The following is a 26,071-nucleotide window of genomic DNA, read 5'->3' as shown; positions in this document are numbered from 1 at the left end:
GAGTATGCCAGAGAGCTAATGCAGAATGTTGGTGATCACGCCAAGGGCCGGGGCTGTTCAAAGCTCCAGCACAGGCAAATCAGGCTGCCGCGGGCCTGCGTCCGGCCGCAGTCGCGAGCTCGCGAATACCCGGCTCGATGTGCTGCAGCGCGATCGAGGAAATGCCCAAGCGCATGAAACGCGAGGGCTTTTCGGTGCGATCGAAGAAACGATCGCCGGGCTCGATGATGACGCTGCGCGACGCCGCGGCCTCGGCCAGTCCACGTGAATCGGTGCCGCGCGGGCCTTCCAGCCAGAGCGATGTGCCGCCGGCCGAATCGGTCGAGCGCCATTCCGGCAGGAATGCGGAAATCGCATGGACCAGACGCTTGCGCCGCTCGTCGAAGGCCGACGACAGCCGCCGCACCAGCGCCTCGTGATGGCCGAGCGACAGGAACAGCGCGACCGCGCGCTGGTTGTTGGCCGGCGGGTGCCTGAGCATGAAGCGGCGCAGCGCCCTGAGTTCGGAGATTAGTCCAGCCGAAGCGACGATGTAGCCAAGCCGCAGGCCCGGAGCCAGCGTCTTCGACATCGAGCCGACATAGACGACGCGACCCGAGCGATCGAGGCTCTTCAGCGCCTGCTGCGGCGCCTCGTCGAGAAGCTGGCTGTCATAGCCGTCCTCGATGATGATCTGGTTGTGGCGGTTGGCGCGCGCCAGAAGGTCCTGCCGCCGCTCCGCAGACAGCGGCACCATGGTCGGGCAGTGGTGGCTGGGGGTGACGAAGACAAAGCCGGAATCGTTGGGAATGGACGAGGTGACGATGCCGGACTGATCGACCGGAACCGGCTGGATCTCGGCGCCTGCCAGGCGGAAGATCGAGCGCGCGTCGGGGTATCCCGGGTCTTCCATCGCGACCTTGGAGCCCTTTGTCATCAGCAGTGTCGCCAGCATATAGAGCGCGTTCTGGGCGCCGAGCGTGACGATGATCTCGTCCGGATTGGCGAAGATACCGCGCCGCGGCAACAGCCGCGCCTGGATCTGCTCGATCAAGAGCGGATCGTCGCGATCGACCATGTCGGAGGCCCAGTTGCGGATTTCGAGCACGGCCAGCGCCATGCGGTTGCACTCACGCCATTCGGCTGTCGGGAACAGCGCCGGGTCGAACTGGCCGTAGACGAAGGGGTAGGAGGACTTGATCCAGTTGTCGTGCTTGGCCGGTGGCGGCATGTCGCTGGCGGCGATCTGCCGGCGTGCCTTCCAGTCGATCTCGTTCTGCTGGTCGGGCGCCTTCTGGTGCGGCTTGGCGGGGGTGGCCAGCACATCCGGATTGACGAAATGGCCGCGCCGTTCGCGCGCCACCAGGAAACCTTGGTCGACCAATTGCTGGAACGCCAGCACCACAGTGCCGCGCGCGACGCCGAGTTTTTCAGCCAGGATGCGGCAGGACGGAAGCGGCATCGAAGCGGCGATCTGCCGGTCGAGAATGGCGGCGACGATCGCCTGACGGATCTGCGCCTGCAGGGTCTGGCCCGATTCCGCCGAAATCCGGAACAGGCCGGACCATATGGCCGTGTCGTTACGCTGTGGCATGGAAGGTGTTCCTCGATGGCCAGTCTTTTTTGCTTGGCTGGACCAGCGGAAGGTAACCGTGGCACAAGGGGTTGCGCCAATCAATTTTTCTGATCGCTGGGATTTATGCCAGTGATCTATGCGCGACGCGCAGCGTCGTCTCATCCCCGGGTGACGCTTGCGTCATCCCGCAGCGCGGACGCCCGCGCGATGCGAAGCGTCGTCGCGCCTCATTATCCCCAGCGCGACGCGCAGCGTCGTCGCTACTCCCATCAAATCATCCAGCGCGGCGCGGAGCGTCATAGCTCCATCACATCGCACTATGCTGCACTGCGTCATCCCCACGCATTGAAACATGCGGAATTCGGCTCAATAAGATCAGCGCGACGACACGCGCCGGAAACATCCGGTCTGATAAGATGTCGTGAAAAACGATCAGGAGCCGAAAGTGGATCATTCCTCCTTCGACAAACAGCTTGTCGCCTTGCGTGCTGCGCGCGCGGCGGCATCGGGTACGATGCGCGAGGCTTTTGCCGCCGACCCCAAGCGCTTCGAGACGTTCTCGGCCAGCGACGGCGACCTTTTGCTCGACTGGTCGAAATGCGCGGTCGACCAGGGCACGATGGAACTGCTCGAGAAGCTCGCCGCCGCCGCCGATCTCGAAGGTCGCCGCGCCGCAATGTTTTCCGGCAAGAAAATCAACATCACCGAAGACCGCGCCGTGCTGCACACGGCGCTGCGCAACCTCTCGGGCAAGGGCGTCACCGTCGATGGCCAGGACGTCAAGGCGGATGTGCTGTCCGTGCTCGACGCCATGGGCGCTTTCGCCGACGCCATTCGCTCCGGCAAGGCCGCCGGCGCCACCGGCAAGAAAATCACCGACATTGTCAACATCGGCATTGGCGGCTCCGATCTCGGCCCGGCCATGGCGACGCTGGCGCTGGCGCCCTATCACGACGGCCCGCGCGCGCACTACGTCTCCAACATCGACGGCGCCCATATCCACGACACGCTGAAGGGCCTGTCGGCCGAAACCACCCTGTTCATCATCGCCTCGAAGACCTTCACCACGGTCGAGACGATGACCAATGCCGAGACGGCGCGCGAATGGGTGCAGAAGGCGCTCGGCAAGGAAGCTGTCGGCAAGCATTTCGCCGCCGTCTCGACCGCGCTCGACCTGGTTTCCAAGTTCGGCATCGAAGCGGATCGCGTGTTCGGCTTCTGGGACTGGGTCGGCGGCCGCTATTCGCTGTGGGGCGCCATCGGCCTGCCGGTGATGATCGCCATCGGCCCGCGCAACTTCCGCGCCTTCCTCGATGGCGCGCATGAGATGGACGAGCACTTCCGCACCGCACCCCTGCAGAAGAACCTGCCGGCGCTGCTGGGGCTGGTCGGCTGGTGGCATCGCGTGATCTGCGGTTATCCGGCGCGTGCGGTCATCCCTTATGACCAGCGCCTTTCCAGGCTGCCGGCCTATCTGCAGCAGCTCGACATGGAATCGAACGGCAAGGGCGTCACCCTCGACGGCACGCCGGTGACGACGCCGACCGGACCGCTGGTCTGGGGCGAGCCCGGCACCAATGGCCAGCACGCCTTCTTCCAGCTGCTGCACCAGGGCACCGATTCCATCCCGGTCGAGTTCCTTGCCGCTGCCGTCGGCCATGAGCCGGATCTGAAGCACCAGCACGATCTACTGCTTGCCAATTGCCTGGCCCAATCGGAAGCGTTGATGAAGGGCCGCACGCTGGACGAGGCTCGCGCGCAGATGCTGGCCAAGGGCATGAAGCCGGCCGATGTCGACAGAATAGCCCCGCACCGCGTCTTCTCCGGCAACCGCCCCTCGGTGACGATCCTCTACCGCAAGCTCGACCCGCGCACCTTCGGCCGGCTGATCGCGCTTTACGAGCACCGCGTCTTCGTCGAAGGCACTCTGTTCAACATCAATTCCTTCGACCAATGGGGCGTCGAGCTCGGCAAGGAGCTGGCGACCGGCCTGTTGCCAGTCGTGGAAGGCAAGGAGAGCGCCGCCAAGCGCGACGCATCGACGGCCGGGCTGGTGGCGCGCATCCAGCAACTGCGGGGGGCGCAATGAAAAATCCGGCCGACATCAAGGGCATATTGTTCGACAAGGACGGCACGCTTGTCGATTTCAACGCGACCTGGCTCGGCATCGCCGATTTCATGGCCATGGATGCTGCCGAGGGCGATCGCTGGAAAGCCGACAGGCTGCTTTCAGCGGCGGGCTTCGATTTTGTCGCCAAGCGTTTCAAGCCGGATTCCATCTTCGCCTCGGGCACCAACATGGATGTCGTCGAACTATGGTTCCCGCGCCTGTCCGACGAGGACCAGATGCTGGCCGTCGCCCGTTTCAACGAGATCACCTCGGTGCAAGGCTCATCGATGGCGGTGGCCTTGCCCGGCATCGTCGCGGCGCTGACGGCTCTGCACAAGCGATCCTACCGGCTCGGCGTCGCCACCAATGATTCGACTGCCGGTGCCGAAAAGACCATGGTCACGCTCGGCGTCGCGCAGCTGTTCACCGCCGCCTATGGCTATGACGCGGTCGCCAATCCGAAACCGGCGCCGGACACGATCGTCGCCTTTTGCGACCTGACCGGGTTGAAGGCGTCCGAGATCGCCATGGTCGGCGACAACCGCCACGACCTGGAGATGGCGCGTGCCGGCGGCTGCGGCCTGGCGGTCGGCGTGCTCTCCGGCACCGGCACGCGGGAATCGCTGGCGTCGATCGCCGATGTCGTTCTGGATTCGGTTGCCGACTTGCCGGACTTTCTGTCGGCGCGGGTCAAGGAGACGGTCTGACGGGGGCCTGGGGCAAACTCAATTCGGCTCGGGATTTCCCCGCCAATGGCCGAGTTGGGGGAAGCAGCCATGAAACTATGGAGCTTCTGGTTTGTTTTCGGACATAGTGGGCTACTCATCAGCAGAGCAAACGTACCCGCATCTGCCGCAGCTGATCTTGGCGCTTGCGTTATCGATGTCTTCGCCAGGCTGAAGCTCGAAGCCGCGATTTTCGCACTTTGGGCAAACTATGAAGCCGATACGTTGAACAACTTTAATCCACGCCATTCGACTTCTCCTATCAACGGCTAATCCAATCTATTTTCTGCCCCTTGAGGTTTGTCCACAATGAGTAGAATCCGGCCATTCAGAGCGACTGGGCTTTGCCGCGTCGCGCTAGCAATCTTCCGGCTCGAACCAAAACACACCGCTCGGCTTGGTCACATCACCCTTTGCGTCGCCGAAATCCGGCACCTGATATTCGGCGAGCAATCGTAGCCGCGACAGCGGCAGATCGGCGCGGCGGGGATCGCCGACCAGCACCTCGATGCCGGCTGCCAGGCAGCGGTCGAGGAACGGGATCACCCGCAGAGCAACCTCGCGGCCGTAGAACACGTCGCCGGCAAGCACGAGATCGACCGCTGGCGGCGGGCCCGTGGTGATATCCTGGTCGACAATGGTGATCTCGACGCCGTTGGCCAACGCGTTGAGGCCGATCGCGGCGACGCCGTTGCGATCGCTCTCGGCGGCGATCACCGCGCTGGCGCCGGCCTTGGCGGCGGCGATGCCGACGAGGCCCGAGCCGGCGCCGAGGTCGAGCACGCGGTGACCGGCCACGATTTGCGGATGGTCGAGTATATAGCGCGCCAGCACGGCGCCGCCGGCCCAGGCATAGGCCCAGTAGGGCGGCTGCGGCTCAGCTTCGTGCTCCTCGGTCTGGCTGCCGTCTTCCGGTCCATGAGCTCGCCACTCGACAAGCCGCCTCAGGCCGCTGCCGGAATGAGCCGTATAGAGCTGGATTTCACGAAGGGCGGGAACGGGCGCAAGCCGCAGGTTCGCCTTGATGAACACTACTGCATCGGGACGCCGACTATCGTCCGCCATCCCGCCGTCGCCAGGCTCGCCGTTCAAATTATTCCCGCAGCGCCCGGCGCAAAATCTTGCCCACCGGCGTCTTCGGCAGCTCGGTCCTGAACTCGATGTATTTCGGCCGCTTGTAGCCGGTCAGGTTCTCGCGACAATACGCAGTGATTGCCTCAACGGTCAGCGCCGGATCCTTCTTGACGATGAACAGCTTCGGCACTTCGCCCGAATGCTCGTCCGGCACGCCGACCGCCGCCACTTCGAGCACGCCCGGATGCTGGGCGACGACTTCCTCGAGTTCGTTGGGGTAGACGTTGAAGCCGGAGACCAGGATCATGTCCTTCTTGCGGTCGACGATCTTGGTGTAGCCGCGCTCGTCCATGAAGCCCATGTCGCCGGATTTGAAAAACCCGTCCTTGGTCATCACCTTGGCGGTCTCGTCCGGCCGGTTCCAGTAACCGGCCATGACCTGCGGCCCGCGAATGCAGATCTCGCCGACCTCGCCGAGCGGCAGGTTGTTGCCGTCATCGTCGCGGATGACGATCTCGGTCGACGGCAGCGGCAGGCCGATCGTGCCGGTGAAATTGCTGTCGCTGAACTTGTTGGCGGTCGCCACCGGCGAGGTCTCCGACAGCCCGTAGCCCTCGGTGATCGAATTGCCGGTCAGCGCCTTCCAGCGCTCGGCAACCCCCTTCTGCACCGCCATGCCACCACCCAGCGTCATGATCAGCGGCTTGAAGTCGAGCTTGCGGAAATCCTCGTTGTTGAGCAGCGCGTTGAACAGCGTGTTGAGGCCGGGGAAAATGTGCATCGGGTATTTCTGCAGCTCCTTGACGAAGCCGGGAATGTCGCGCGGGTTGGGAACGAGCACGTTCTGGGCGCCCTGCTGCATGCCCATCAGCGCGTTCACCGTCAGCGCGAAGATATGGTAGAGCGGCAGTGCGCAAATGAAATTGAGATGCGCCGGTTTCGGCTTGATCGCATAGGCGTCCTGCAGCCACAGCGTGTTCTGCGCGACATTGGACAGCACATTGGAGTGCAGCAGCACAGCACCTTTGGAAATCCCCGTGGTGCCGCCTGTATATTGCAGGAAGGCGACGTCGCTGGCTTCCATCTTGGCCGGCTTGAAGGCGATGCCGGCGCCGGCCTTCACCGCCGCATTGAACTTGACATGGCCGGGCAGCGACCAGGCCGGCACCATCTTTTTCACCCGGCGCACGACCAGGTTGACGATCGTGCCCTTGAGGCCGCCGAGCATGTCGCCCATCGCCGCGACCACCACATGCTTGACCGCCGTCCTGGCAATCACCGCGTCCAGGGTGCTGGCGAAATTCTCCAGAATGACGATCGCCTGCGCGCCGGAATCCTTGAGCTGATGTTCGAGCTCGCGCGGCGTGTAGAGCGGATTGATGTTCACCACGACATAGCCGGCGCGAAGCACGGCCATCATCGCCACCGGATATTGCAGCACATTCGGCATCATCAGCGCCACGCGTGCGCCTTTCTGCAGGCCCTTCGATTGCAGATAAGCGCCGAAGGCGGCCGATTGCCGCTCGAGTTCGGCATAGGAGATCGACTTGCCCATGCAGACGTATGCCGGCTGGCCGGAAAACTGCTTGCAGGCGCCGACGAGGAAGTCGCCGATCGAACTGTAGGGCAGGGCGCCGATCTCCGCCGGCACGACTTTCGAATAGCTTTTTAGCCATGGCTTTTCCGGCAAGCCCGCGGCAAGCGCCGTCAGCGTATTCGGCAGTTTTTTGGCCGCGCCCGGCGACGGCTTCGAGGCGGGCTTCGCCGCGGCTGTCTTCGCGGCTGGCGGCTGGGCGGGCTTTGCAGCGGGTGTTGTCTTCGCCGCGCGCTTGACCGCAGGTTTCGCTGCCGGGTTGGCGCTTGCCTTCGCCGGCGTCGAGGTTGCCGTTGGCTTGACGGCGGGAGTGGCTTTGGCCGGTGGCGCTTTCGACTTGGCGGCAGCGGCGGCCGGTTTTGAAGCTTTCGCCGCTTTTGCTTTCGCCGGGGCCGTTGTCTTTGTTGCTTTCGCCACCTCTAGCCTCCCTCGGTCGTTCTGTTGCCTGCTCCTGCTGCGCCGCCTCGATGTGGTGAGGCGTCCTCCGCTGCAGCGATGTCGCGGATTCCCGGAAAATCCAGCGTGTCATCTATCTATTGCGACTATCGGCGGCCGTGCAAGTCTTGCCCCAGCGGCAGGACGGCAAAGATTTGCCGTCGAAATCCTTCCCGCGATGCCAGCTCAGGCAATGCCGTCCGGTCATCTCGGTGGCGAAACCCAGGCTTGTGGATTTTTGGCTTACGATTGCTGCGATCAATGAAAAAATGCGGTCGTTAACAATCCCGTGATTAGCAGATTTTGCTATTTGTTTCTGCAGTTCGTCAAAGACCGAGAAATATTTTCTGCTTACGGTGGGGTAGGCAAACAGGGTGTTCCAAAGCCGGAAAAACGGTGCTTATATGCGCGCTTCGCGAGCCTATAGAGGGGCTTGGAAGAACATCAGGGAGTGCTCAATGAAAAAGAAACTGACTTTTGCAGCCGCGTTGCTGGCTGCAAGCGTCCTCGGCGGTGTGGCCAATGCCAAGACGCTGGTCTATTGCTCGGAGGCCTCGCCGGCCAACTTCGACCCGGGTACCACGACGGGCGGCAACGACTTCGACGCCTCGTCGCGCACCGTCTATTCGCGCCTGGTCGAGTTCAAGCATGGCGGCACCGAAGTTGTGCCCGGTCTCGCCGACAAATGGGAGATTTCGGACGACGGCCTGGTCTATACTTTCCACCTGCATCCGGGCGTGAAGTTCCAGACGACGGATTTCTTCAAGCCGACGCGTGATTTCAATGCCGACGACGTCGTCTTTTCGTTCGATCGCCAGTTCAACAAGGAAAACCCCTGGAACGGCGAGAAGTACCTGCCGAACCTGACCTGGGACTACTACACCGGCATGGACATGCCGAAATACGTCGCCAAGTGGGAAAAGGTCGATGACCTGACCGTGAAGCTGACGCTGACCGAGCCGAACGCGCCGATGCTGGCCAATCTCGGCATGGACTTCGCCTCGATCGTGTCGAAGGAATATGCCGACCAGCTGGAAAAAGACGGCAAGATGGCCGACTTCTCGACCAAGCCGGTCGGTACAGGTCCGTTCCAGTTCGTCGACTACCAGCTGGATTCGGTCATCCGCTATGCGGCCAACCCGGACTACTTCAAGGGCAAGGAAAAGATCGACGATCTCGTCTTCGCGATCACGCCTGACGCCACCGCCCGCATCCAGAAGGTGCTCGCCGGCGAATGCGATATCGCGCCCTATCCGAATCCTGCCGACATCGGCACGATCAAGGCCAACGCCGACGTGACCCTGATGGATCAGGCTGGCCTCAACATCGGCTATATGAGCTATAACACCACCATCCCGCCGCTCGACAAGCCTGAAGTGCGCCATGCGCTCAACCAGGCGATCGATCGGGAATCGCTCATCAAGTCGCTGTTCCAGGACGCCGGCGCCACGCCGGCCGTAAACCTGATCCCGCCGACCATGTGGTCGTGGAACAAGGACGTGAAGTCCGACGCCTATGATCCGGAAGCCGCCAAGAAGGTGCTGGCCGATGCCGGATTGAAGGAGATCCAGCTTTGGGCCTCCGACCGCGTCCGTCCCTACAACCCGAACTTCCAGCGCGCCGCCGAACTGATCCAGGCTGACTGGGCCAAGGTCGGCGTCAAGGCGGAGATCGTCAGCTACGAGTGGACGAAGTACCGCGAAGAAGGCAAGAAGAAGGAGCGTCCGGGCGCCTTCCAGATCGGCTGGACCGGTGACAATGGCGATCCGGACAATTTCTTCGCCACGCTGTTCGCCTGCTCGGCCATCGGCGTGTCGAACTACTCCAGCTGGTGCGACAAGGACTTCGAGGATCTGATCCAGAAGGCCAAGAAGACCAGCGACCAGGCCGAACGCACCAAGCTCTATGAAGAGGCGCAGGTTGTCTTCCAGAAGCAGGCTCCGGCCTTCCTCATGGCACACAGCCAGGTCTACGCAGTCGTGCGCAAGAATGTCAGCGGCTTCATGATGGACCCGCTCGGCATTCATCGCTTCGACGGCGTCGACAAGGCCGAATAGAACTGTTAGGCGGGCGGCGCGCAATCAGGCGCCGCCCGCTTTTCAAGATGCTCCGATATCTCCTAAACAAAATCGTCTTGGTGCTGCCGACGCTGATCGGCATCACCATCTGCGCCTTCGCTTTCGTCAGGCTGCTGCCCGGCGATCCCATTCTTGCCATGGCCGGCGAGCATGGCGTGTCGCCCGAGCGTTACGCGGAACTGAAGGAACAGTTCGGCTACAATTTGCCGATCTGGCAGCAATACGCGCATTATGTCCGCGATGCCGCGACCGGCAATTTCGGCGTGTCGATTTCGTCCAAGCGGCCGGTCATCGAAGATTTCATGACGCTCTTCCCGGCAACCGTCGAGCTCTCAGTCTTCGCCATGATCTTCGCCATGGTGCTGGCCATCCCGGCCGGCATCATTGCTGCGGTCAAACGCGGCTCCTGGTTCGACCAGGGGCTGATGGGCACCGCCCTTGTCGGCTATTCCATGCCGATTTTCTGGTGGGGTCTGCTGCTGATCATCTTTTTCTCCGGCTATCTCGGCTGGACCCCGGTTTCAGGACGCATCGGCCTTCAGTTCTTTATCAAGCCGATCACCGGCTTCCTGACCCTCGACAGCCTGCTCTACGGCAAATGGGATGCTTTCCGCTCGGCATTGAGCCACCTGGTGCTGCCGACAATTGTGCTCGGCACCATCCCGCTGGCGGTGATCGCGCGCCAGACGCGCTCGGCCATGCTCGAAGTGCTGGGCGAAGACTATGTGCGGACCGCCCGCGCCAAGGGCCTGTCGTCGTCCCGCGTCATCGGCGTGCATGCGCTGCGCAATGCGCTGATCCCGGTGGTCACCACCATCGGCCTGCAGGTCAGTACCCTGCTCGCCGGCGCCATTCTCACAGAAACCATCTTCGCCTGGCCGGGCATCGGCAAGTGGATGGTCGAATCCATATCCAAGCGCGACTATGTCGTCGTGCAGTCAGGCTTGCTGTTGATCGCCCTTATCGTCATGGCGGTGAACCTGATCGTCGACGTGCTTTATGCCGTCATCAACCCGCGCATCAGGGCGGCGTGATGAGCCAGTCCACCGAAATCGCCCCGATGGCCGCCGGCAACCCTGACCGTCTGACCGGCTTCAGGACCTTCTGGCACTATTTCTCGGTAAACCGCGGCGCCGTCATCGGCCTATTCGTCTTCATCCTGCTGGTGCTGGCCGCGCTCTTTGCACCGCTGCTGGCGCCCTATGCGCCCGACATCCAGGACAAGACCGCTTTCCTGCGTCCGCCGGCCTGGCAGGCGGGCGGCAGCATGGAATATCTGCTTGGCACCGACGCGGTCGGCCGCGACATGCTCTCGCGCCTGCTCTATGGCGCGCGTTTCTCGCTGCTCATCGGCGCCGTCGTGGTCACACTGGCGCTTGTCGGCGGCATCACGCTCGGCCTTTTGGCCGGCTATTTCCGGGGCTGGGTCGACGTGGCGATCATGCGCGTCATGGATCTGATCCTGTCCTTCCCGTCGCTGCTCTTGGCGCTGGTTCTGGTCACCATCCTCGGCCCCGGCCTGTTCAACGCCATGCTGGCCATCGCGCTTGTCCTGCAACCCCACTTTGCCCGTCTGGTGCGCGCTGCCGTCATGGCCGAAAAGAGCCGCGAATATGTGGTCGCCGCCAAGGTCGCCGGCGCCGGCCATATAAGGCTTATGCTGCGCACCATCCTGCCCAACTGCCTGGCGCCGCTGATCGTCCAGGGCACGCTGTCCTTCTCCAACGCCATCCTGGAGGCGGCCGCTCTCGGCTTTCTCGGCCTTGGCGCCCAGCCGCCGACACCGGAATGGGGAACCATGCTCGCCTCGGCGCGTGAATTCATCCTGCGCGCCTGGTGGGTGGTGACCTTCCCCGGTCTGGCCATCCTCATCACCGTGCTTGCCATCAACCTGATCGGCGACGGTCTGCGCGATGCGCTCGATCCGAAGCTGAGGAGGTCGTAATGGCGCTGCTCGACATCCGCAATCTCGTCGTCGAGTTCCAGACCGCATCCGGCCCGTTCCGCGCGGTCGATGGCGTCTCGCTCCATGTGAACGAACGTGAAGTGCTGGCCATCGTCGGCGAATCCGGCTCCGGCAAGTCGGTGTCGATGTTGGCTGTGATGGGGCTGTTGCCGTGGACGGCGACGGTCACTGCCGACGAGATGAGCTTCAACGGCCGCGATCTCCTGAAGATGAGCCCGGCCGACCGGCGCAAGATCGTCGGCAAGGACATGTCGATGATCTTCCAGGAGCCGATGGCCAGTCTCAATCCGTGCTTCACCGTCGGCTTTCAGATCGAGGAGGTGCTGCGCTTCCATATGGGCATGGACAAGGCCCAGCGTCGCGAGCGCGCCATCGAATTGCTGACGCAGGTCGGCATTGCCGAGCCGGCCGAACGGCTGAACTCGTTTCCGCACCAGATGTCGGGCGGCCAGTGCCAGCGCGTTATGATCGCCATCGCCATCGCCTGCAATCCGAAGCTTCTGATCGCCGACGAGCCGACGACTGCGCTCGACGTCACCATTCAGAAGCAGATCCTCGACCTGCTGGTGTCGCTACAGGTCAAATACGGCATGGGCCTGATCATGATCACCCACAATATGGGCGTCGTGGCCGAGACCGCCGACCGCGTCATCGTCCAGTACAAGGGTCGCAAGATGGAAGAGGCCGACGTGCTGTCGCTGTTTGAATCGCCGAAGAGCAATTACACCCGCGCGCTTTTGTCGGCGCTGCCGGAAAATGCCGTCGGCGACCGGCTGCCGACCGTCTCGGACATGCTGTTCGAACCGGCTGCCGGGAGCGTCTGATGGGCATCAAGGTCGTCGAAGGCAAGGACATCGTGCGCGACTATCACGTCGGCGGCGGCCTGTTTCGCGGCGCGCGCACCGTGCATGCGGTCAAGGGCGTTTCGTTCAGCGTCGACAAGGGCAAGACGCTGGCCATCGTCGGTGAATCGGGCTGCGGCAAGTCCACGCTGGCGCGCATCATCACGCTGATCGATCCGGCAACGTCGGGCGAACTGTTCATCGACGGCAACAAGGTCGACATCGCAAGGAACGGCCTGACCAGGGAGATGCGCCGCAAGGTGCAGATCGTCTTCCAGAACCCTTACGGATCGCTCAATCCGCGCCAAAAGATCGGAGATGTGCTGGGCGAGCCGCTGCTCATCAACACCGATAAGCCGGCCGAAGAGCGGCGCGACCTCGCCATGAGGATGCTGAAGAAAGTCGGCCTCGGAACCGAGCACTACAATCGCTATCCTCACATGTTCTCGGGCGGCCAGCGCCAGCGCATCGCCATTGCCCGCGCGCTGATGCTGAACCCGAGCCTGCTGGTGCTTGACGAACCGGTCTCCGCGCTCGATCTTTCGGTGCAGGCGCAGGTGCTCAACCTGCTCGCCGACCTGCAGGACGAATTCCAGCTGACCTATGTCTTCATCAGCCACGATCTGTCGGTCGTGCGCTACATCGCCGACGATGTGATGGTGATGTATTTCGGCGAAGCCGTCGAATACGGCTCGCGCGAGGAGGTCTTCGCCGACCCCAAGCACAACTACACCAGGACGCTGTTCGCCGCGACGCCGCGCGCCGACGTCGCCTCGATCAAGGCGCGGCTGGCGAAGAAGAAGGCCGCCTGACCTCCCACCGAGAATTGTTTTTGAACAATCGGAAATGCGTCGCGGCGGTGGTTTGCCGGCAGGATTGATCGCGATCTGCGAGCTGCCGGGCGCAAGCCGCGTCGCAGGTTGGGGTGCGCCCCATCACTCACCCGCTCCGTGCTGGTAAAGCTCGTCCATGCTGAGCATTGCCAGGGTTGCGAAGGGGGCCTGTTTTTTCACCCGACCGCGGCTCAAGATCACCACGTCGTCGCAGAACGATATGGTGCTGTAATGATGACTGATGACAATGGTGGTGCGGCGGCCGGCCCGCGATTTCAGCGTCTCGACAATAGCGGCTTCTGACAACCCATCCACCGCACTGGTGGCTTCGTCGAGGATGAGAATATCGGGATCGCGCACCAGCGCCCGCGCCAGGGCGATCCTTTGCCTTTGTCCGGCTGACAGGTTGATGCCCCGGTATCCGACCAGTGTCGCGTAGCCCTGCGGCAGGTGCTCGATGAATTGATGTGCCTCGGCCAGCCTTGCGGCGCGCATGGCGTCGCTGGCCGACGCCGTGTCGTAGCCGTAGATAATGTTTTCAAAAATGGTGCCGTCGACCAGTTCCAGCTCCTGACTGGCCAGGGCAATGTTCCGCCGCCACTGGCTTGGGTCCACTTCATCGAGCGGTGCCCCATCGACGAGGATCCTGCCGCTGTCGGGTTTGACGAAGCGGCACAGGAGATTGACGATCGTCGTCTTGCCGGCGCCCGAGCGGCCGATCAGCGCCGTCGAGCGGCCGCTGCGGATGTCGAACACCGCCTTATGCAGCACCGCCTCGCGCGCGTCGGGGTCTGACAGGGGACCGGAATAGGCGAAGCTCACGTCATCAAAGCTGATCCCTTCGCGCAAGCCGTCGAACGGCAGGCTGCCCTGCGGCGCCTCGGGCTTGTCGGAAGGATCGAGCAGCCATTGTACCTCCTCCAGCGAGCCGCTCATGCCTTGCAACTGACTCCAGGACATCTGCAAGGCGCGCATATGCGGCTGCAGTCGGTAGAGCAGGATGAGGAAGGCGACGGTCAGCGGGAAGCTTACATTCGCCAGCCAGGCTCCGATCACCACCGCCAGGAACAGCATCGCGTGCAACACCTCGGTCAGTGGCGGCAAGACGCCCTGGCGGATTGAAAGCACGAAAGCCGCCCGCCGCACCCCGTCGGACGCTTTGGCGAAGACCGCCTTTTCGCGGTTCTCCTGCCCGAAGATGCGAATTAGGCGCCCGGCATGCACCAGATGCAGCATCTGCGACGCCAGTGCGCTGTTGCGCGAGACGACGCTGCGGCTCGGCGCCTTCAGATTGGACGACAAAACCCCGTGCGCCAATTGGACGAGCGCCAGCCCTAGCGTCACCAGCAGCGTCATCTGCCAAGAGAGGAGCAGGAGGAAGGCGAGCAGGATGACGGCGGCCGAGGCACTGACGATCGCGCCGAGCAGGGCCTGGATAGCGTCGGATGCTCGCCAGGATTCGTTGGAGATGATGTTGAGCAGCCGCCCGGGGCTTTGCTGCAGGAAAAAGGGGTAGCCGACCCTGAGCAACTGCTCCGACAGTGCGCTACGGATCGAATAACCTGCCTTGCCGTAGATGTAGCTGGTCAGCAGAGTGTTGGCGAAGGCAAAGACATTTTTCAGTACGATCGAACCGAGGATCGCGGCCGAAATGGCGATCAGCCGCTGGCGCTCGCCGAGGTCCGCTCCAACCTGCTGGAGGAGGGCGGAGAAACCGGCCATGCCTGATGTTTCGCCACGTCCCATAATGATGCCGAGCAGCGGAATGATGAGACCGATGCCGAGGCCTTCCAGCGCGGCGCCCGCAAGCCCGAGCCCCACCACGACGGGAACGAGCCGCAACAGCCTGCCACCAAGCGCGCGGCGCAGCATTGGCAGGGCTGACGGAATCAGTGACATTATCGCGCTCTGGCCTCCGCATTGGCTTCGCTGGCTTCTCGGTCGTGGCGCAGCGGCAGCCGTTTTGGCCATCCCATCATGACGAGCAGCGCAAATCTGGCGGCACCTGCCAGATTCATAACAACAATAGGCCAGTGCGACAGATCGAGGTCGCGGTCAAAGCGAGGACGGCCCGCCAGTTCCCTGAACGCGGCCCGCGCGGACCAATAGACATGGCGAAGCAGCCAAGGGGCGTGGCGGACATGTTTCAGGCACAGCGCACCATTACCGAGGCTATAGTCGCGGTGCAGCCTGTCGATCGATTTGCGGTCTCGCCGGCCGTGATGATGCAAGACCGTCATGTCGGGCACATACTCGACCGGCATGCCGAGCAGCATCGCCCGCACGAGATAATCAGTATCTTCAGCCGAGCGTAGCGGGCCGCCAGCGCCGAAGCGTTCGTCGAACGAGCCGATGCGGGCCGCGACGTCGCGGTGCATGGTCATGTTGCAGCCGAGCACGAAGCCGCCGGGGTGGACCGCCGGGGTCAGCCGCTCGCTTGCCTCGCGGAGCTTTATGGTGAAGGGCAGGTCCCGGGCATCACCGAGCTCGACCCGGCCGCCGCGGATCAGCCACTTCTCGCCACTCCGGTAGTGCCGCTCCAGGTCGCGGAGATAGTCGCGGTCGAGCTTGCAGTCGTCGTCGACGAAGACCAGCACGCGGCCTCGCGCTCGCGCCAATCCGGCATTGCGGGCAGCGGCTAGTCCGGGGCGAGTCTCCGAGACGGCTGTGACTGGGATGTCGGAAGTTTCGGCGATAGCGGCCAGCCGCTTTGACGTGCCGTCCCGTGAACCATTATCGACCACCACCAACTCTGCCGCGAAGGTGGCGTGCACCCGGCATGCGGTCTGGATCGAGGCTATGCAAGCCTCCAGCACAGCGGCGCGGTCGCGCGTGCAGACGATGAAACTGACCTCGAGCGACGGCCGCTCCGATCGGGGAGATGTCGGGACAGGTGCACTCGCAAACTGGTGATCGCGCAGGAGCGGGTGGGGCCTGTCGGTCATACCAGTCCCCGCTGATAACGCGCAAGCACCGCTTCGGCCGGCGTGGTTTTGAAGAAGTACGCCACCGCGTCCGCCCGCTTTCCGGCCCTTATCGAGAGCAGGCTGAGCCAAGGCGCCCAGACGCCGGGACGCAGCGCATATTGTTCGCGGCGCCGGATGAAATTCCATCTCGCCGTCCGCGTGAGCAATTCGTGGGTCAGCGGCGGTTCTCCTTCGTCGCCGACGAGTTGGTAGAGGAAATAGAACAGGTTCAGCGCGCCTGCCTCGAAGCTTGGCCGTGTGTCGGTCGGCAGCTCGGAAATCCGCTCTTCGAGCGCACGGATGAAATCGGCTGCGCGCGAAACCGTGTCGAAAGAGACGGCCTCGCCGATGTCGCGCAGATCCGCTGTGGTTTCCGCAAGCCCCTCACGCTCGAGATTTTCGGCCACGATCCGCAAATGCGTCCTGCGCATTTCCTTGGCATGCCGCATGGTTACGCTTCCCGCATGGATGCGATAGACGAGCAGGCTATCGGGCAATATGGTCGCCGGGAAACGGCCGGCAAGCCGTCTGAAGAGATCAAAATCCTCGGCATGTCTATACTTGGGATCGTAATAGAGATCGTTGTTCCCAATGACATTCCTGTTGTAGATCACCGTCGGATGTAAGAATATCGTAAAGAACATCGACAATATGTCGAGCCGGCCGAGCCGGAACACCGGGTCTAGCCTGCCTTTGGCGATACGGCCGTGAAGCAAGGTATCGACGCAGGCGCCGCAGAAGCCGAGATCGGGCCGCCGCTCGAACAGTGCGACCTGGCGCGAGAGGCGCCGGGGATAGGCGACATCGTCCGCATCCATTCGCGCAACAAGCTCGCCCTGGGCCAGTCGTAGCCCTTCATTGAGGGTGGCGACGAGGCCGCGGTTCTCACGCGAGATGACAGAAACGCGATTGTCTGCCCGGCGGTATCGTTCGAGAATCTCGAGCGAGTTGTCAGTCGATCCGTCATCGATAGCGATGACCTCCAGGCGATCGTAGTCTTGCCGCAGAATGCTCTCCAGCGCAGCGGTGAGATAAGGCCCGGCATTGTAGACCGGCAGCAGGACGGAGACGAGCGGCGCGGTGGTCATCTCTGCGCATCCGTTCGCCGGAGTTCGAGTGCGGCGCGGCCATCGGGGGATCCGCCGGGATAGGCGTCCGCCGCCCTGCCGAGCCAGCCGGCATCGCCAGAGCGTGCCTGGGAGCGGCGGCGCGCTACATAGGGGAAGCGGCGCTTGAGGCCGTTGAGCGGCTTTTCGAAAGCCGTCCACGAGATCGAAGCGACGGCGATCGTGGCGGCGCTCGCGACCAGGAAACGCCCTGGCCCCTGCTCCGAGACATTGAGCGGGATCCAGGGCTGTGACTTGACTGCGAGCGACAGAAGGATCGGATGGTAAAGATAGACGCCGTAGCTGATGCGGCCCAGTGACAGCAGCGGTGGCAGTTCGAAAACCCTGCCGAGGACGCCGCCAAGGCCGGCTGAACAGGCGGCGACAACGGCCACCAGCGGCACCAGGGGCAGGATCTGCAGCAACGCCCAGCGGGCCCATTCCAGCATAGGATCGGCCGGCGCAGGGATAAGCCACTCAATCGCCAGGAAGACAGCCGCAAGGGCTGGCCAGCCTAGCCGCATCCATTGCGGCAGGCCGGCGCCTCTGGTCCGCCGGCAGGCAAGCAAAGCACCAAACGCCAGCGCGTCCATCGATGCTGGCGGCAGCAGGTCGCGCGCTAGCGCCGGGGTGGCGGTGATCGGCCAGTAGAAGCGATAGGCCAGCGACAACAGGATGACGCCGATAGTGATCGCTTCCACCCGCCGGCGGGGTGCGAGAAGCACGACCAGCGGCCAGGCGATATAGAACTGCTCCTCGATGCTCAGGCTCCAGAAATGGCAGAGTAGCCAGGGCGTCCATTCGTTGCGCAGCGCGTACCAAAAATTCGACAGGTAAAGCGCATGCCAGACGAGCGATCCACTGGACTGCTCCAGATCGGTCAGCCAGACGAACCCAAGCACGGCGAAATAGGGCGGGAATATGCGCAGCGCGCGCCTGATGTAGAAGGAACTCAATGCAGGGCCGGCTTTGAATTCGGCCGCGGCGCGCGCTTCGAGCAGCAGTCGTGTGATCAGGAAGCCGCTCAGCACAAAAAAAAGCCGCACCCCGATGTGGCCCCAAAAGGAGGACCCGTTGGGTGCAAGGAAATGGGAATAGAGAACCATCGTGACAGCGATGGCGCGCAGAGCGTCCAACTGATTGTCACGCGCGACCGCCATCAGCCATTTCCGCCGGTCTGAAATCTCCGATGAAGCCAGCGGCCCTGCATTCCGGGCCTCAGGTCGAGGCCTGCCAGCGTCGAGAGTGCGCCGACAACATCAAACCCGCGCCTTGTGCGCGGGGCAGCCTCGAAATCGGTGCTGGCCAGCGAAAAATTCAAGCTGATCAACTTGGCGGAATCCTCCACGGCGCACTTCCCAGTACCAAATCCCCCAAGAAATGGTGCAACCGGGCAATGGTGCAGTGCAACACAAAATATCTATCGAGCTGTAATATTTGTGTGAGTTAGTGCTAAAAATGGGTATGATTTGCGAGTGCGTTGCGTCGATCAGGGTTTTTCACGTCCGCAATGCTGCATGAGCAGTAGTACCATGTCAGAAAAGGCACGGTTTAATTACACAACTATAATCCGGAGTGTCTGATATAGGTCAAAATTGACGAAGATTATTCCAAGATAGTGGTTTTGTATCTTATAAATTATGCTTGTATTGTCGGGTTCTCTAGGCTGTCGATCTTGCGCGATGCAGCATAGTCGATGGTCAAGCGTCTGACGACGCAATCCTGTGGCGGCGGCCATATGGCGCATGTCGACGAGGCAGACAGGAAGTGCCGGTGTTGGCGTAGGGAGTGACGTGCATTAGCCTTGCACCTGCCGTCACGCTTGCGTCGGATGGAGAACTGGTGCCGCTTAGGTGACTCGAACACCTGACCCCATCATTACGAATGATGTGCTCTACCAACTGAGCTAAAGCGGCCCGGGAAGCGCGAGGTTCCAGGATCGGCTGGGTGATAGACTCAACCGGCCGCTAATTCAAGATGGGCAACCGCGATTTCGAGCCGGCATCCGGCAATTCGTCCCGGCATTTTCCATTGGCGCGCAATGAGCCACCGCCTCATTTGCTTTTTCGGCTACGCGGAGACGTCGCGGTGGACTGCGCACAAACTGCCCGGCAAGGCGGCAAAACGGACTGATTTTATTGCCAAAACGCATCGAAATGGGCCTTGAACAGGCCTGTAAGGCAGAATGCGGGCGCTCGCCCGTTGATTGATTGGTCGCCTGCGGCTAACGATCATGGCAATGTAAGCGAACGGACAGGGGAAATTCGCTTGGACGCGATCGAAAAAGCGATCCGCAACGCCTTCGAGAAAGGCAACGCCGAGGACCGGGCATTTCGCGAGAGGGTCTATCGGTCGGCTTTCGCGGCGCTCGACCGCGTGCTCCAGGCCAATCCCGGCGTGACGGTGGAAGCCGCCATCAAGCGCCGCAAGGCGGTGCAGGAAAAGATCGCCGAGATCGAATCCGAATTCCTGCCCGCGGTCCCCGATGTCGCCGCGCCGACGCAGAGCGCTGCGCAGACGCAGAGCGCTGCGCAGACACAAGATACCGCGCTGACGCAACGCGTTGCGCAGCCGCAAGACGCCGTACAGGGCGCCGCCGAAGCGCCCGCGGTCGATGCCCCGACAGGTGTCGCGGTCGGACCGTCGCCGGCGATCGTCGTTGATGGACCGGTTCAGCCCGAGGCATCCGACGCGCCGCGTTCGCGCGTGCTGCCGGTCGTCCCCGACATCATGCCTGACGCCACGCTGCCCGGCGCCCCGGCGATCGATATGGCCGATTCCGCGCCGGCCGAGGCCGCGGCGGAAGTGGCGCCTGACCGCGATGAAAGGCGGATAAGGGGCCGCCGCCTGCCGCTGACGGCGATCTTCTTTGGCGTGACGTTGCTCGCCGCCGCCGGCATCGGCCTCTATTTCGCCGTGCAGACCGGGGTCTTCAAGACGCCGGCGCAGCTCGACACGGCGCCGCCCGAAGCGCCGCCGACCGTCGACGATGACGACTTCACGCCGCCTGCCGATACAGCTGAGCCGCAGCAGCCTGGCGCGCCGCAGCAGCCTGGTGTCGCCGAACAGACGCGCGACTGGATCAACGTGTTTACACCCACCGATCCAACGCATGTGGCGACCCCGTCCGACGCCAAGGCCGATGTCGTGCAGGACGACACCGGCTCCTTCCTGCGCATCCGCTCCGGTGCTTCCGGCTCGGCCATCAGCTTCGATGTCGGGCAGGGCGTGCTGGAGAAGCTTGCCGGCAAACATGCCGTGTTCGACATCGTCGCCCGCGCCGAGGACGGCAAGGACACGCAGATCTCCGTCGACTGCAATTTCGGCGATCTCGGCGATTGCGGCCGCAAGCGCTATGCGGTCGGCCAGCAGCGTAACGAATATCTGTTCGACGTGAAATTCCCCGACAAGCCCCCGGGCGCCGCCGGGAGCATCGCCATCAACTCCGACTTCGACAAGCAGGGCAAGGCGGTCGACATCTACGAGATCCGCGTCTCGATCGAACCGTAGGTCCCGGTGCCCGGTGGTCACAGCCTGGATTTGCGGGCGCGGCTCCTGCCAGCTAAATCATCGCTTTGGGGCTGTGCAGGACGCCCCAGGCCGGGGCGGAGTCCAGCGCGCCGAAGTCGCCTGCCGCAATCTCCCGGCAGATGGTCAGCAGCGCTCCGCCGGCAGCGCGGGCGAGCGATCCACCGACGCTGATCCGCCGCACACCGGCTTGCGCAATCTGGTCGAGGGTCAACCCGGAGACACCCTGGCCGATCACATGATTGACGGGAGTTTTGACTGAGCGGCAAAGCTTTTCGAGGGACGCCAGGTCCGGCACACCCGGCGCATAGAGAACCTCAACGCCGACAGCCTCGAATGTCCTGAGGCGGCGAATGGCCTCTTCGAGATCATAAGCGCCTTTGCCGAGGCCGTCGGCGCGGGCAGTCAGCACGATGTTGTATTTTCGCGCCGCCTCTGCGGCGGCGGCTACCCGCGCCACCGCGTCGTCAAAATCGCGTATCGGCAGATCGGAATTCGGCTGCCGATCCTCGATGGACAGCCCCGCCAGTCCAGCCTCGGCCGCCAGCCGAACGGTCTCGGGAACACCCTCGGGCGTGTCTTCGTACCCGTCCTCGAGATCGGCGGTAACGGGAACATCGGTCGAGGCGGCGATATCGGCGGCATAGGCCAGGCTCTCGGCGCGGCTGACGTCCAGCGCTCCGTCTTTCCTGCCTTTCGAGAATGCGTAGCCCGACGATGTCGTCGCCAGCGCCTTGAAGCCGAGACCCGTCATCATCCGCGCGCCGGCTATGTCCCACGGATTGGGGATCACGAAGCAGCCGGATTTGTGAAGAGCACGAAATCGTTCAACCTTGTCGGATCGGGAAATCATCTACGCTCCTGCCTGGGTTGGTACTCCCGGTTCGGAATTAAGTTTAGCGATCAAGCAGCGCCTGCAGCGTCTCGATGCGGTCGGCTTCGGCGGTCGGCTTGTCCCAGCGCAGCCGTGAGATGCGGGGAAATCGCATCGCAACGCCGGATTTGTGGCGGGTCGAACGGTTGAGACCTTCGAACGCCACCTCCAGCACCAGGCCTTGGCTGCGGTCGGCGCGCACCGAGCGCACCGGGCCGAAACGCTCGACCGTATTGTCGCGGACAAATTTGTCGATCTGCTTCAACTCCTCGTCGGTGAAGCCGAAATAGGCCTTGCCGACCGGCACCAATTCCTCCGCGCCTTCCGGCCCCGACCAGACGCCGAACGTATAGTCGGAATAAAAGCTCGACCGCTTGCCATGGCCGCGCTGCGCATACATCAGCACAGCATCGACCGTGTGCGGATCGCGCTTCCACTTGAACCACGGGCCTTTCGGCCGTCCCGCGAGATAGGGCGAATCCCAGCGCTTCAGCATCACGCCTTCGATGATTGGGTGCGGCGGCGCGCGGCGCAGTTCCTCCAGCGTTTGCCAATCCGGGAATTCGACGAACGGCGACAGATCGAAACGGTGCGGGTCCAGCGTTGTGATGAAGGCCTCAAGACGGGCCCGCCGCTCGCGGAAAGGTAGCGCGCGCAAATCTTCGTCGTTGATCTGCAGCGCATCGTAGCAGCGCATGAACGCCGGGTATTGCTGCTGTATCTTCGGGGCCACGCTCTTGCGATTGAGCCGCTGTTGCAGGTCCGAAAACGTGCCGGTCGCCACCGGCTCGCCGACCAGCAATTCACCATCGAGCGCGGCGGAAAAATCCATTGCCTGGGCGAGATCGGGGAATGCGCCGGACACATCGTCGCCGGTGCGCGAATAGAGCCGGCGCACGCCGCCCTCGCACACCGCCTGAACGCGGATGCCGTCCCATTTCCATTCCGCGGCATAGTCGGCCGGATCGAGCTTTTCGAGGTCGCCGTCGCCGACCGGGTTCGACAGCATCACCGGACTGAACAGGGCAAGTGCGGTCCGCTTCGGCTTCTCGGCCTTGCCTTCCAGCCACGCGAACAGCGAGATATAGGGCGGCGTCAGCCCGTGCCACAGCTCCTCGATCTCGGCGACATCGACCTTGCCGACATCGGCCAGCGCCTGTTTGGCCAGCCGCGCCGAAACGCCGATGCGCAAGCCGCCGGTGACCAGCTTGATGATGGCAAAGCGCGCTGAAATGCCGGCGCTGTCGAGCAGCCCGGCCAGCACCTTGGGTCCGTCCGAGCGGCTCGCCGCCTGCAGCTTCGCCACGACGTCGCCAAGCGTCGGCTCCCGGTTGGGGATATGTCCCGGCGTTTGCGGCCAGACCAGCGACACGGTTTCAGCGAGGTCGCCGACATAGTCGTAGGAATAGCCGAACAGCACCGGATCCATGCGCTCGGTGACCAGCGTGCGCAGCATCGCCGGCTTGACCGCCGCAATGTTGAGGTCGCCGGTGATAGCCGCCAGCGCCAGCCCGCGGTCGGGGTCCTCGACGCTACGGAAATAATCGACGAGCAGCGTCAGCTTGCCATTGCGCGACGGCGTCAGCACCAAGCGGTCGAGGAGTTCGGCAAAGCGGTTCATGGATGCAAGGACCGCGTTGACGGCAGAGGTTTGCGTTCTGGCGCACCCCCCTCTGTCCTGCTGGACATCTCCCCTGCAAGGGGGGAGATTGGCAGCCTTGATCTTGCCGCCCATCTTGCGAGGTTGGCGATTGGCGAAAGCGGAGGTGACATCTGATCTCCCCCCTTGCGGGGGAGATGGCCGGCAGGCCAGAGGGGGGTGGTAAGGATCGCCGCGCCGGCGATTTCTGGATCAAAAATCACCATCAATCGCCCTCGTCCTCATATCCCACCAGGTGCAGTGGCCTGGCGGCGATGCCTTCCAGCTCGCACCAGCGCACCAGCGCTTCCTCGCGGCCATGCGTCACCCAGATTTCGCCGGCGCCCGTCTCCTTGACGGTGGCGGTCAGTTCGTCCCAGTCGGCGTGGTCGGAAATGATCAGCGGCAGTTCGACGCCGCCTTGCTTGGCGCGCTGGCGGATGCGCATCCAGCCCGAGGCGAAGCACGAGATCGGGTCGGGAAAGCGCCGCGCCCAGCGGTCGGCGAAGGCCGATGGAGGGCCGACAACGATGACCCCAGTGAAATCCTGCTTGCCGCCGCTGTCGACGGTTGCCGGCTCCAGCGTGCCGAGGTCGATGCCCTGGCTCTGGTAATATTCGCTGAGCTTGGCCAGCGCGCCGTGGATATAGATCGGCCTGTCATAACCGGCATCGCGCAGCAGCCGCATCACCCGCTGTGCCTTGCCCAGCGCATAGGCGCCGACCAGATGCGATCGCTCGGGAAACTGCGCCGCCGATTTGAGCAGCCGGGCGATCTCCTCCGTGTCGGGCGGATGGTGAAACACCGGCAGACCGAAGGTCGCCTCGGTGATGAAGACGTCGCATTGGACCGGTTCGAACGGTGCGCAGGTCGCGTCCTTCTGGCGCTTGTAGTCGCCGGAGGCGACGATGCGCCTGCCCTTGTGCTCGACCGCGATCTGCGCCGAGCCCAGCACATGGCCGGCCGGATGGAAGGTGACGCTGACATCGTTCAGCGCCATAGCTTCGCCAAGCACGGCCGCTTGCGTTGTCCCGGCAAAATCCTCGCCATAACGCAACCCCATAATGTCGAGCGTCTGCTGCGTCGCCAGCACCGAACGATGGCCGGATCGGGCATGGTCGGAATGGCCATGCGTGATCAACGCCCGGTTGACTGGCCGCACCGGGTCGATGAAGAAATCGCCGCATGGGCAATAAAGGCCTTCAGGCCGGGGATGGAGCAGGTCGCTGGCGCGCATCCAGTCAAGATAGTGGCTAATTCCAGCGCGGGAAGCCTGTTGCAAGAGACTGCTGACTCGGCCTACAGCCAGCCACCGGCCGCATCAGCCGGCGGGGCCATCGCCATGCAACCGCTGAAAATCTCGTCCGGCGACCTGACCGCCGACCGTCGCGCCGACTATGCCGAGATGCTTTTCGGGTCGGGCGAGCACGCGGCAGCGACGGAGCTGCTGCTCGGCGCGCTGGAACTGGCGCCGCAATGGGCGGCGGGCTGGTTCCGCCTGGGCGAGATGCAGGAGGCAACGGGGCTGCTCGACCTGGCGACGCAGGCCTGGGCGACGGTGCTGAAACTGGACCCGGCGGATCGCCTGGGTGCTGCGCTGAAGCTGCAGCTGATCGGCAAGGCGCCGGCTGCCGCAGCGCCACCCAGCGCCTTCGTCGAGACGCTGTTCGACCACTATGCCGAGACTTTCGAGGACTCGCTGGTCGACAAGCTCGGCTACCGGCTGCCGGAGTTTCTCGATCGCGCCATTCGCGCGGCAAGACCGGGCCGCTTTTCGCTGGCGCTCGATCTCGGTTGCGGCACCGGTCTGATGGGCGAGAAACTGCGGCCGGTCGCCGAACGGCTGGAGGGCTACGATATCTCCGCCGCCATGCTGAAAAAGGCCCGCGCCAAGGGCGTCTACGACCTGCTCGCCAAGGCCGATCTGCAGCATTTTGCCTATGCCGGGCCGAAAGCCGATCTGGTGGCGGCGGCCGACGTGTTCATCTATGTCGGCGCGCTCGATCGCGTGGTGAAGACCGTCGCCGGCATTCTGGCCACCAATGGCCTGTTTGCCTTTTCCGTCGAAACGCCAGCCAAGGGCGGGGCGGGCGGCGACGCCGGTTTCGCGCTGCAGCCGTCTCGTCGCTACGCCCATTCTCAAGCCTATGTCGAGCGGGTGCTTGCCGCAAACGGCCTGTCGGTGCTGTCGATGCAGCCGACCGTCATCCGCTGGGATCGCCGCCAGCCGGTCGACGGGCTTGCCGCGCTGGCGGTGCCCTCGTCCAAGGGTTGATGTCTCGTCTTGTTCGAAAACGTGAATAGGATTTTTGCGGCTGGCGCGGCATCAGGTAGGATACAAGCCTAGAAAAGCCCTCGGCAGGCATTGAGGAGGAACACATGCGCTGGAACATGATGGTCTTGGTGTCTTGCCTGGCGATGACCGGCTGCAGCAGTTCGATGTCGGAGCGGCAGGACCAGGACGTACAATCGTCGCTGCAGTATGACAATGTGCCTTGCGACCAGTTGCTGGCGCAGCGCAACGAACTGGCGCAGCAATACCATCTGTCGACGGCCGCCAAGCCGAGCTTCTCCAATCCGGCGATGGGCTTCGGCCCGTTTACCCCGGATATGCGCTCCAAAAGCAAGCGCGATACTGATCTGGCTAGTGGCAAGATCGACGCCATGAACCGCTCGATCGTCCGCCGCGACTGCGGCAAGCCCAACAAGCAGAAGAAGTTCAGTCTGCCGAGCTGAACCTGAACTT

General features: G+C 63.2%; 22 protein-coding genes and 1 tRNA gene. 11 read left to right on the top strand and 12 right to left on the bottom strand.

Translation table 11 applies throughout. From position 1 onward, the window contains the following. Positions 1-79: 79 nt before the first annotated feature. The gene (pdxR, locus tag NLY43_RS15290) at positions 80-1,573 is read right to left on the bottom strand and encodes a MocR-like pyridoxine biosynthesis transcription factor PdxR (protein WP_023669484.1); all 1,494 of its coding nucleotides are present in this window, start codon (positions 1,571-1,573) and stop codon (positions 80-82) included. 427 nt (positions 1,574-2,000) lie between these two features. Between pdxR and pgi the strand changes: the two genes are divergently transcribed. The 3 genes from pgi to NLY43_RS15275 all read left to right on the top strand — a co-directional run bounded on the left by pgi (position 2,001) and on the right by NLY43_RS15275 (position 4,663). Further along, a complete protein-coding gene (gene pgi, locus NLY43_RS15285) occupies positions 2,001-3,644 on the top strand; it encodes a glucose-6-phosphate isomerase (protein WP_023688784.1) in 1,644 nt (547 codons plus the stop codon). Continuing rightward, complete coding sequence (locus NLY43_RS15280; protein WP_023688783.1) at positions 3,641-4,372, top strand: HAD family hydrolase; 732 nt, start codon at positions 3,641-3,643, stop codon at positions 4,370-4,372. The genes pgi and NLY43_RS15280 overlap by 4 nt, the downstream gene beginning before the upstream one ends. Positions 4,373-4,441: 69 nt before the next feature. Beyond that, positions 4,442-4,663 (top strand): hypothetical protein, encoded by a 222-nt coding sequence (locus NLY43_RS15275; protein ID WP_156935499.1) that lies wholly within the window; start codon positions 4,442-4,444, stop codon positions 4,661-4,663. Positions 4,664-4,747: 84 nt separating this feature from the next. On the opposite strand, the gene NLY43_RS15270 is transcribed toward NLY43_RS15275, so the two are convergent. Both NLY43_RS15270 and NLY43_RS15265 read right to left on the bottom strand, forming a co-directional pair. Beyond that, positions 4,748-5,455, bottom strand: a complete 708-nt coding sequence (locus NLY43_RS15270) for a class I SAM-dependent methyltransferase (protein ID WP_031198174.1) — start codon at positions 5,453-5,455, stop codon at positions 4,748-4,750. 28 nt (positions 5,456-5,483) lie between these two features. After that, the gene (locus NLY43_RS15265) at positions 5,484-7,475 is read right to left on the bottom strand and encodes a long-chain fatty acid--CoA ligase (RefSeq protein ID WP_023682052.1); all 1,992 of its coding nucleotides are present in this window, start codon (positions 7,473-7,475) and stop codon (positions 5,484-5,486) included. A gap of 476 nt (positions 7,476-7,951) precedes the next feature. On the opposite strand from NLY43_RS15265, the gene NLY43_RS15260 reads away from it, so the two are divergent. Genes NLY43_RS15260 through NLY43_RS15240 form a run of 5 tightly spaced genes read left to right on the top strand, consistent with a single transcriptional unit; the run spans position 7,952 to position 13,191 of the window. Then, positions 7,952-9,550 carry an ABC transporter substrate-binding protein gene (locus NLY43_RS15260; RefSeq protein ID WP_023669491.1) on the top strand — a complete coding sequence of 533 codons (1,599 nt, stop codon included), beginning with the start codon at positions 7,952-7,954 and terminating at the stop codon, positions 9,548-9,550. A gap of 47 nt (positions 9,551-9,597) precedes the next feature. Further along, complete coding sequence (locus NLY43_RS15255; protein ID WP_023692619.1) at positions 9,598-10,605, top strand: ABC transporter permease subunit; 1,008 nt, start codon at positions 9,598-9,600, stop codon at positions 10,603-10,605. 26 nt (positions 10,606-10,631) lie between these two features. Beyond that, complete coding sequence (locus NLY43_RS15250; protein WP_050485757.1) at positions 10,632-11,516, top strand: ABC transporter permease subunit; 885 nt, start codon at positions 10,632-10,634, stop codon at positions 11,514-11,516. Next, positions 11,516-12,361 (top strand): ABC transporter ATP-binding protein, encoded by an 846-nt coding sequence (locus NLY43_RS15245; RefSeq protein ID WP_023688781.1) that lies wholly within the window; start codon positions 11,516-11,518, stop codon positions 12,359-12,361. Before NLY43_RS15250 ends, NLY43_RS15245 begins: the two co-directional genes overlap by 1 nt. Then, positions 12,361-13,191 (top strand): dipeptide ABC transporter ATP-binding protein, encoded by an 831-nt coding sequence (locus NLY43_RS15240; RefSeq protein WP_023688780.1) that lies wholly within the window; start codon positions 12,361-12,363, stop codon positions 13,189-13,191. The genes NLY43_RS15245 and NLY43_RS15240 overlap by 1 nt, the downstream gene beginning before the upstream one ends. Positions 13,192-13,314: 123 nt before the next feature. On the opposite strand, the gene NLY43_RS15235 is transcribed toward NLY43_RS15240, so the two are convergent. The 6 genes from NLY43_RS15235 to NLY43_RS15210 all read right to left on the bottom strand — a co-directional run bounded on the left by NLY43_RS15235 (position 13,315) and on the right by NLY43_RS15210 (position 19,200). Further along, positions 13,315-15,111, bottom strand: coding sequence for an ABC transporter ATP-binding protein (locus NLY43_RS15235; RefSeq protein ID WP_031199653.1), 1,797 nt, complete (start codon positions 15,109-15,111; stop codon positions 13,315-13,317). Further along, positions 15,111-16,157 (bottom strand): glycosyltransferase family 2 protein, encoded by a 1,047-nt coding sequence (locus NLY43_RS15230; RefSeq protein ID WP_023712595.1) that lies wholly within the window; start codon positions 16,155-16,157, stop codon positions 15,111-15,113. The genes NLY43_RS15235 and NLY43_RS15230 overlap by 1 nt, the downstream gene beginning before the upstream one ends. Next, a complete protein-coding gene (locus tag NLY43_RS15225; RefSeq protein WP_023669498.1) occupies positions 16,154-17,266 on the bottom strand; it encodes a glycosyltransferase family 2 protein in 1,113 nt (370 codons plus the stop codon). The genes NLY43_RS15230 and NLY43_RS15225 overlap by 4 nt, the downstream gene beginning before the upstream one ends. Continuing rightward, positions 17,263-18,444 (bottom strand): acyltransferase family protein, encoded by a 1,182-nt coding sequence (locus tag NLY43_RS15220; RefSeq protein ID WP_023669499.1) that lies wholly within the window; start codon positions 18,442-18,444, stop codon positions 17,263-17,265. The genes NLY43_RS15225 and NLY43_RS15220 overlap by 4 nt, the downstream gene beginning before the upstream one ends. Further along, positions 18,444-18,632: a hypothetical protein gene (locus NLY43_RS15215; protein ID WP_023682045.1), complete on the bottom strand. Its 189-nt coding sequence runs from the start codon at positions 18,630-18,632 to the stop codon at positions 18,444-18,446. The genes NLY43_RS15220 and NLY43_RS15215 overlap by 1 nt, the downstream gene beginning before the upstream one ends. A 492-nt stretch (positions 18,633-19,124) precedes the next feature. Continuing rightward, a tRNA-Thr gene (locus NLY43_RS15210) sits at positions 19,125-19,200 on the bottom strand. A 352-nt stretch (positions 19,201-19,552) separates the two neighbouring features. Here NLY43_RS15210 and NLY43_RS15205 point away from each other — a divergent pair. After that, complete coding sequence (locus tag NLY43_RS15205) at positions 19,553-20,794, top strand: hypothetical protein (protein WP_023712594.1); 1,242 nt, start codon at positions 19,553-19,555, stop codon at positions 20,792-20,794. Positions 20,795-20,846: 52 nt separating this feature from the next. On the opposite strand, the gene NLY43_RS15200 is transcribed toward NLY43_RS15205, so the two are convergent. The 3 genes from NLY43_RS15200 to NLY43_RS15190 all read right to left on the bottom strand — a co-directional run bounded on the left by NLY43_RS15200 (position 20,847) and on the right by NLY43_RS15190 (position 24,562). Next, positions 20,847-21,665: an isocitrate lyase/PEP mutase family protein gene (locus tag NLY43_RS15200; protein WP_023712593.1), complete on the bottom strand. Its 819-nt coding sequence runs from the start codon at positions 21,663-21,665 to the stop codon at positions 20,847-20,849. A 43-nt stretch (positions 21,666-21,708) separates the two neighbouring features. After that, entirely contained in the window at positions 21,709-23,307 is a 1,599-nt protein-coding gene (locus NLY43_RS15195; protein WP_023712592.1) for a cisplatin damage response ATP-dependent DNA ligase, read from the bottom strand. Between the two features lie 244 nt (positions 23,308-23,551). Beyond that, on the bottom strand, positions 23,552-24,562 hold the full coding sequence (locus NLY43_RS15190; protein WP_023712591.1) for a ligase-associated DNA damage response exonuclease: 1,011 nt from the start codon (positions 24,560-24,562) through the stop codon (positions 23,552-23,554). Between the two features lie 105 nt (positions 24,563-24,667). On the opposite strand from NLY43_RS15190, the gene NLY43_RS15185 reads away from it, so the two are divergent. Together NLY43_RS15185 and NLY43_RS15180 are read left to right on the top strand one after the other, a co-directional pair. Beyond that, entirely contained in the window at positions 24,668-25,600 is a 933-nt protein-coding gene (locus NLY43_RS15185) for a methyltransferase domain-containing protein (protein WP_023712590.1), read from the top strand. Positions 25,601-25,704: 104 nt separating this feature from the next. Continuing rightward, positions 25,705-26,061 (top strand): hypothetical protein, encoded by a 357-nt coding sequence (locus NLY43_RS15180; RefSeq protein ID WP_023708189.1) that lies wholly within the window; start codon positions 25,705-25,707, stop codon positions 26,059-26,061. Positions 26,062-26,071: the final 10 nt, after the last annotated feature.

It is taken from the genome of Mesorhizobium sp. C416B, assembly GCF_030323165.1.
Taxonomy (GTDB): Bacteria; Pseudomonadota; Alphaproteobacteria; order Rhizobiales; family Rhizobiaceae; genus Mesorhizobium.
This window is presented reverse-complemented; position numbering and strand designations above follow the sequence as displayed.

Excerpts from the sequence above, each read along its gene's own strand:
- NLY43_RS15225 (WP_023669498.1), bottom strand. The coding sequence starts at position 17,266 with ATGACCACCGCGCCGCTCGTCTCCGTCCTGCTGCCGGTCTACAATGCC.
- NLY43_RS15220 (WP_023669499.1), bottom strand. The coding sequence starts at position 18,444 with ATGGCGGTCGCGCGTGACAATCAGTTGGACGCTCTGCGCGCCATCGCT.
- NLY43_RS15230 (WP_023712595.1), bottom strand. The coding sequence starts at position 16,157 with ATGACCGACAGGCCCCACCCGCTCCTGCGCGATCACCAGTTTGCGAGT.
- NLY43_RS15200 (WP_023712593.1), bottom strand. The coding sequence starts at position 21,665 with ATGATTTCCCGATCCGACAAGGTTGAACGATTTCGTGCTCTTCACAAA.
- NLY43_RS15195 (WP_023712592.1), bottom strand. The coding sequence starts at position 23,307 with ATGAACCGCTTTGCCGAACTCCTCGACCGCTTGGTGCTGACGCCGTCG.
- NLY43_RS15185 (WP_023712590.1), top strand. The coding sequence starts at position 24,668 with ATGCAACCGCTGAAAATCTCGTCCGGCGACCTGACCGCCGACCGTCGC.
- NLY43_RS15270 (WP_031198174.1), bottom strand. The coding sequence starts at position 5,455 with ATGGCGGACGATAGTCGGCGTCCCGATGCAGTAGTGTTCATCAAGGCG.
- NLY43_RS15275 (WP_156935499.1), top strand. The coding sequence starts at position 4,442 with ATGAAACTATGGAGCTTCTGGTTTGTTTTCGGACATAGTGGGCTACTC.
- NLY43_RS15280 (WP_023688783.1), top strand. The coding sequence starts at position 3,641 with ATGAAAAATCCGGCCGACATCAAGGGCATATTGTTCGACAAGGACGGC.
- pdxR (WP_023669484.1), bottom strand. The coding sequence starts at position 1,573 with ATGCCACAGCGTAACGACACGGCCATATGGTCCGGCCTGTTCCGGATT.
- NLY43_RS15255 (WP_023692619.1), top strand. The coding sequence starts at position 9,598 with ATGCTCCGATATCTCCTAAACAAAATCGTCTTGGTGCTGCCGACGCTG.
- NLY43_RS15240 (WP_023688780.1), top strand. The coding sequence starts at position 12,361 with ATGGGCATCAAGGTCGTCGAAGGCAAGGACATCGTGCGCGACTATCAC.
- NLY43_RS15235 (WP_031199653.1), bottom strand. The coding sequence starts at position 15,111 with ATGTCACTGATTCCGTCAGCCCTGCCAATGCTGCGCCGCGCGCTTGGT.
- NLY43_RS15245 (WP_023688781.1), top strand. The coding sequence starts at position 11,516 with ATGGCGCTGCTCGACATCCGCAATCTCGTCGTCGAGTTCCAGACCGCA.
- NLY43_RS15260 (WP_023669491.1), top strand. The coding sequence starts at position 7,952 with ATGAAAAAGAAACTGACTTTTGCAGCCGCGTTGCTGGCTGCAAGCGTC.
- NLY43_RS15180 (WP_023708189.1), top strand. The coding sequence starts at position 25,705 with ATGCGCTGGAACATGATGGTCTTGGTGTCTTGCCTGGCGATGACCGGC.
- NLY43_RS15250 (WP_050485757.1), top strand. The coding sequence starts at position 10,632 with ATGGCCGCCGGCAACCCTGACCGTCTGACCGGCTTCAGGACCTTCTGG.
- NLY43_RS15190 (WP_023712591.1), bottom strand. The coding sequence starts at position 24,562 with ATGCGCGCCAGCGACCTGCTCCATCCCCGGCCTGAAGGCCTTTATTGC.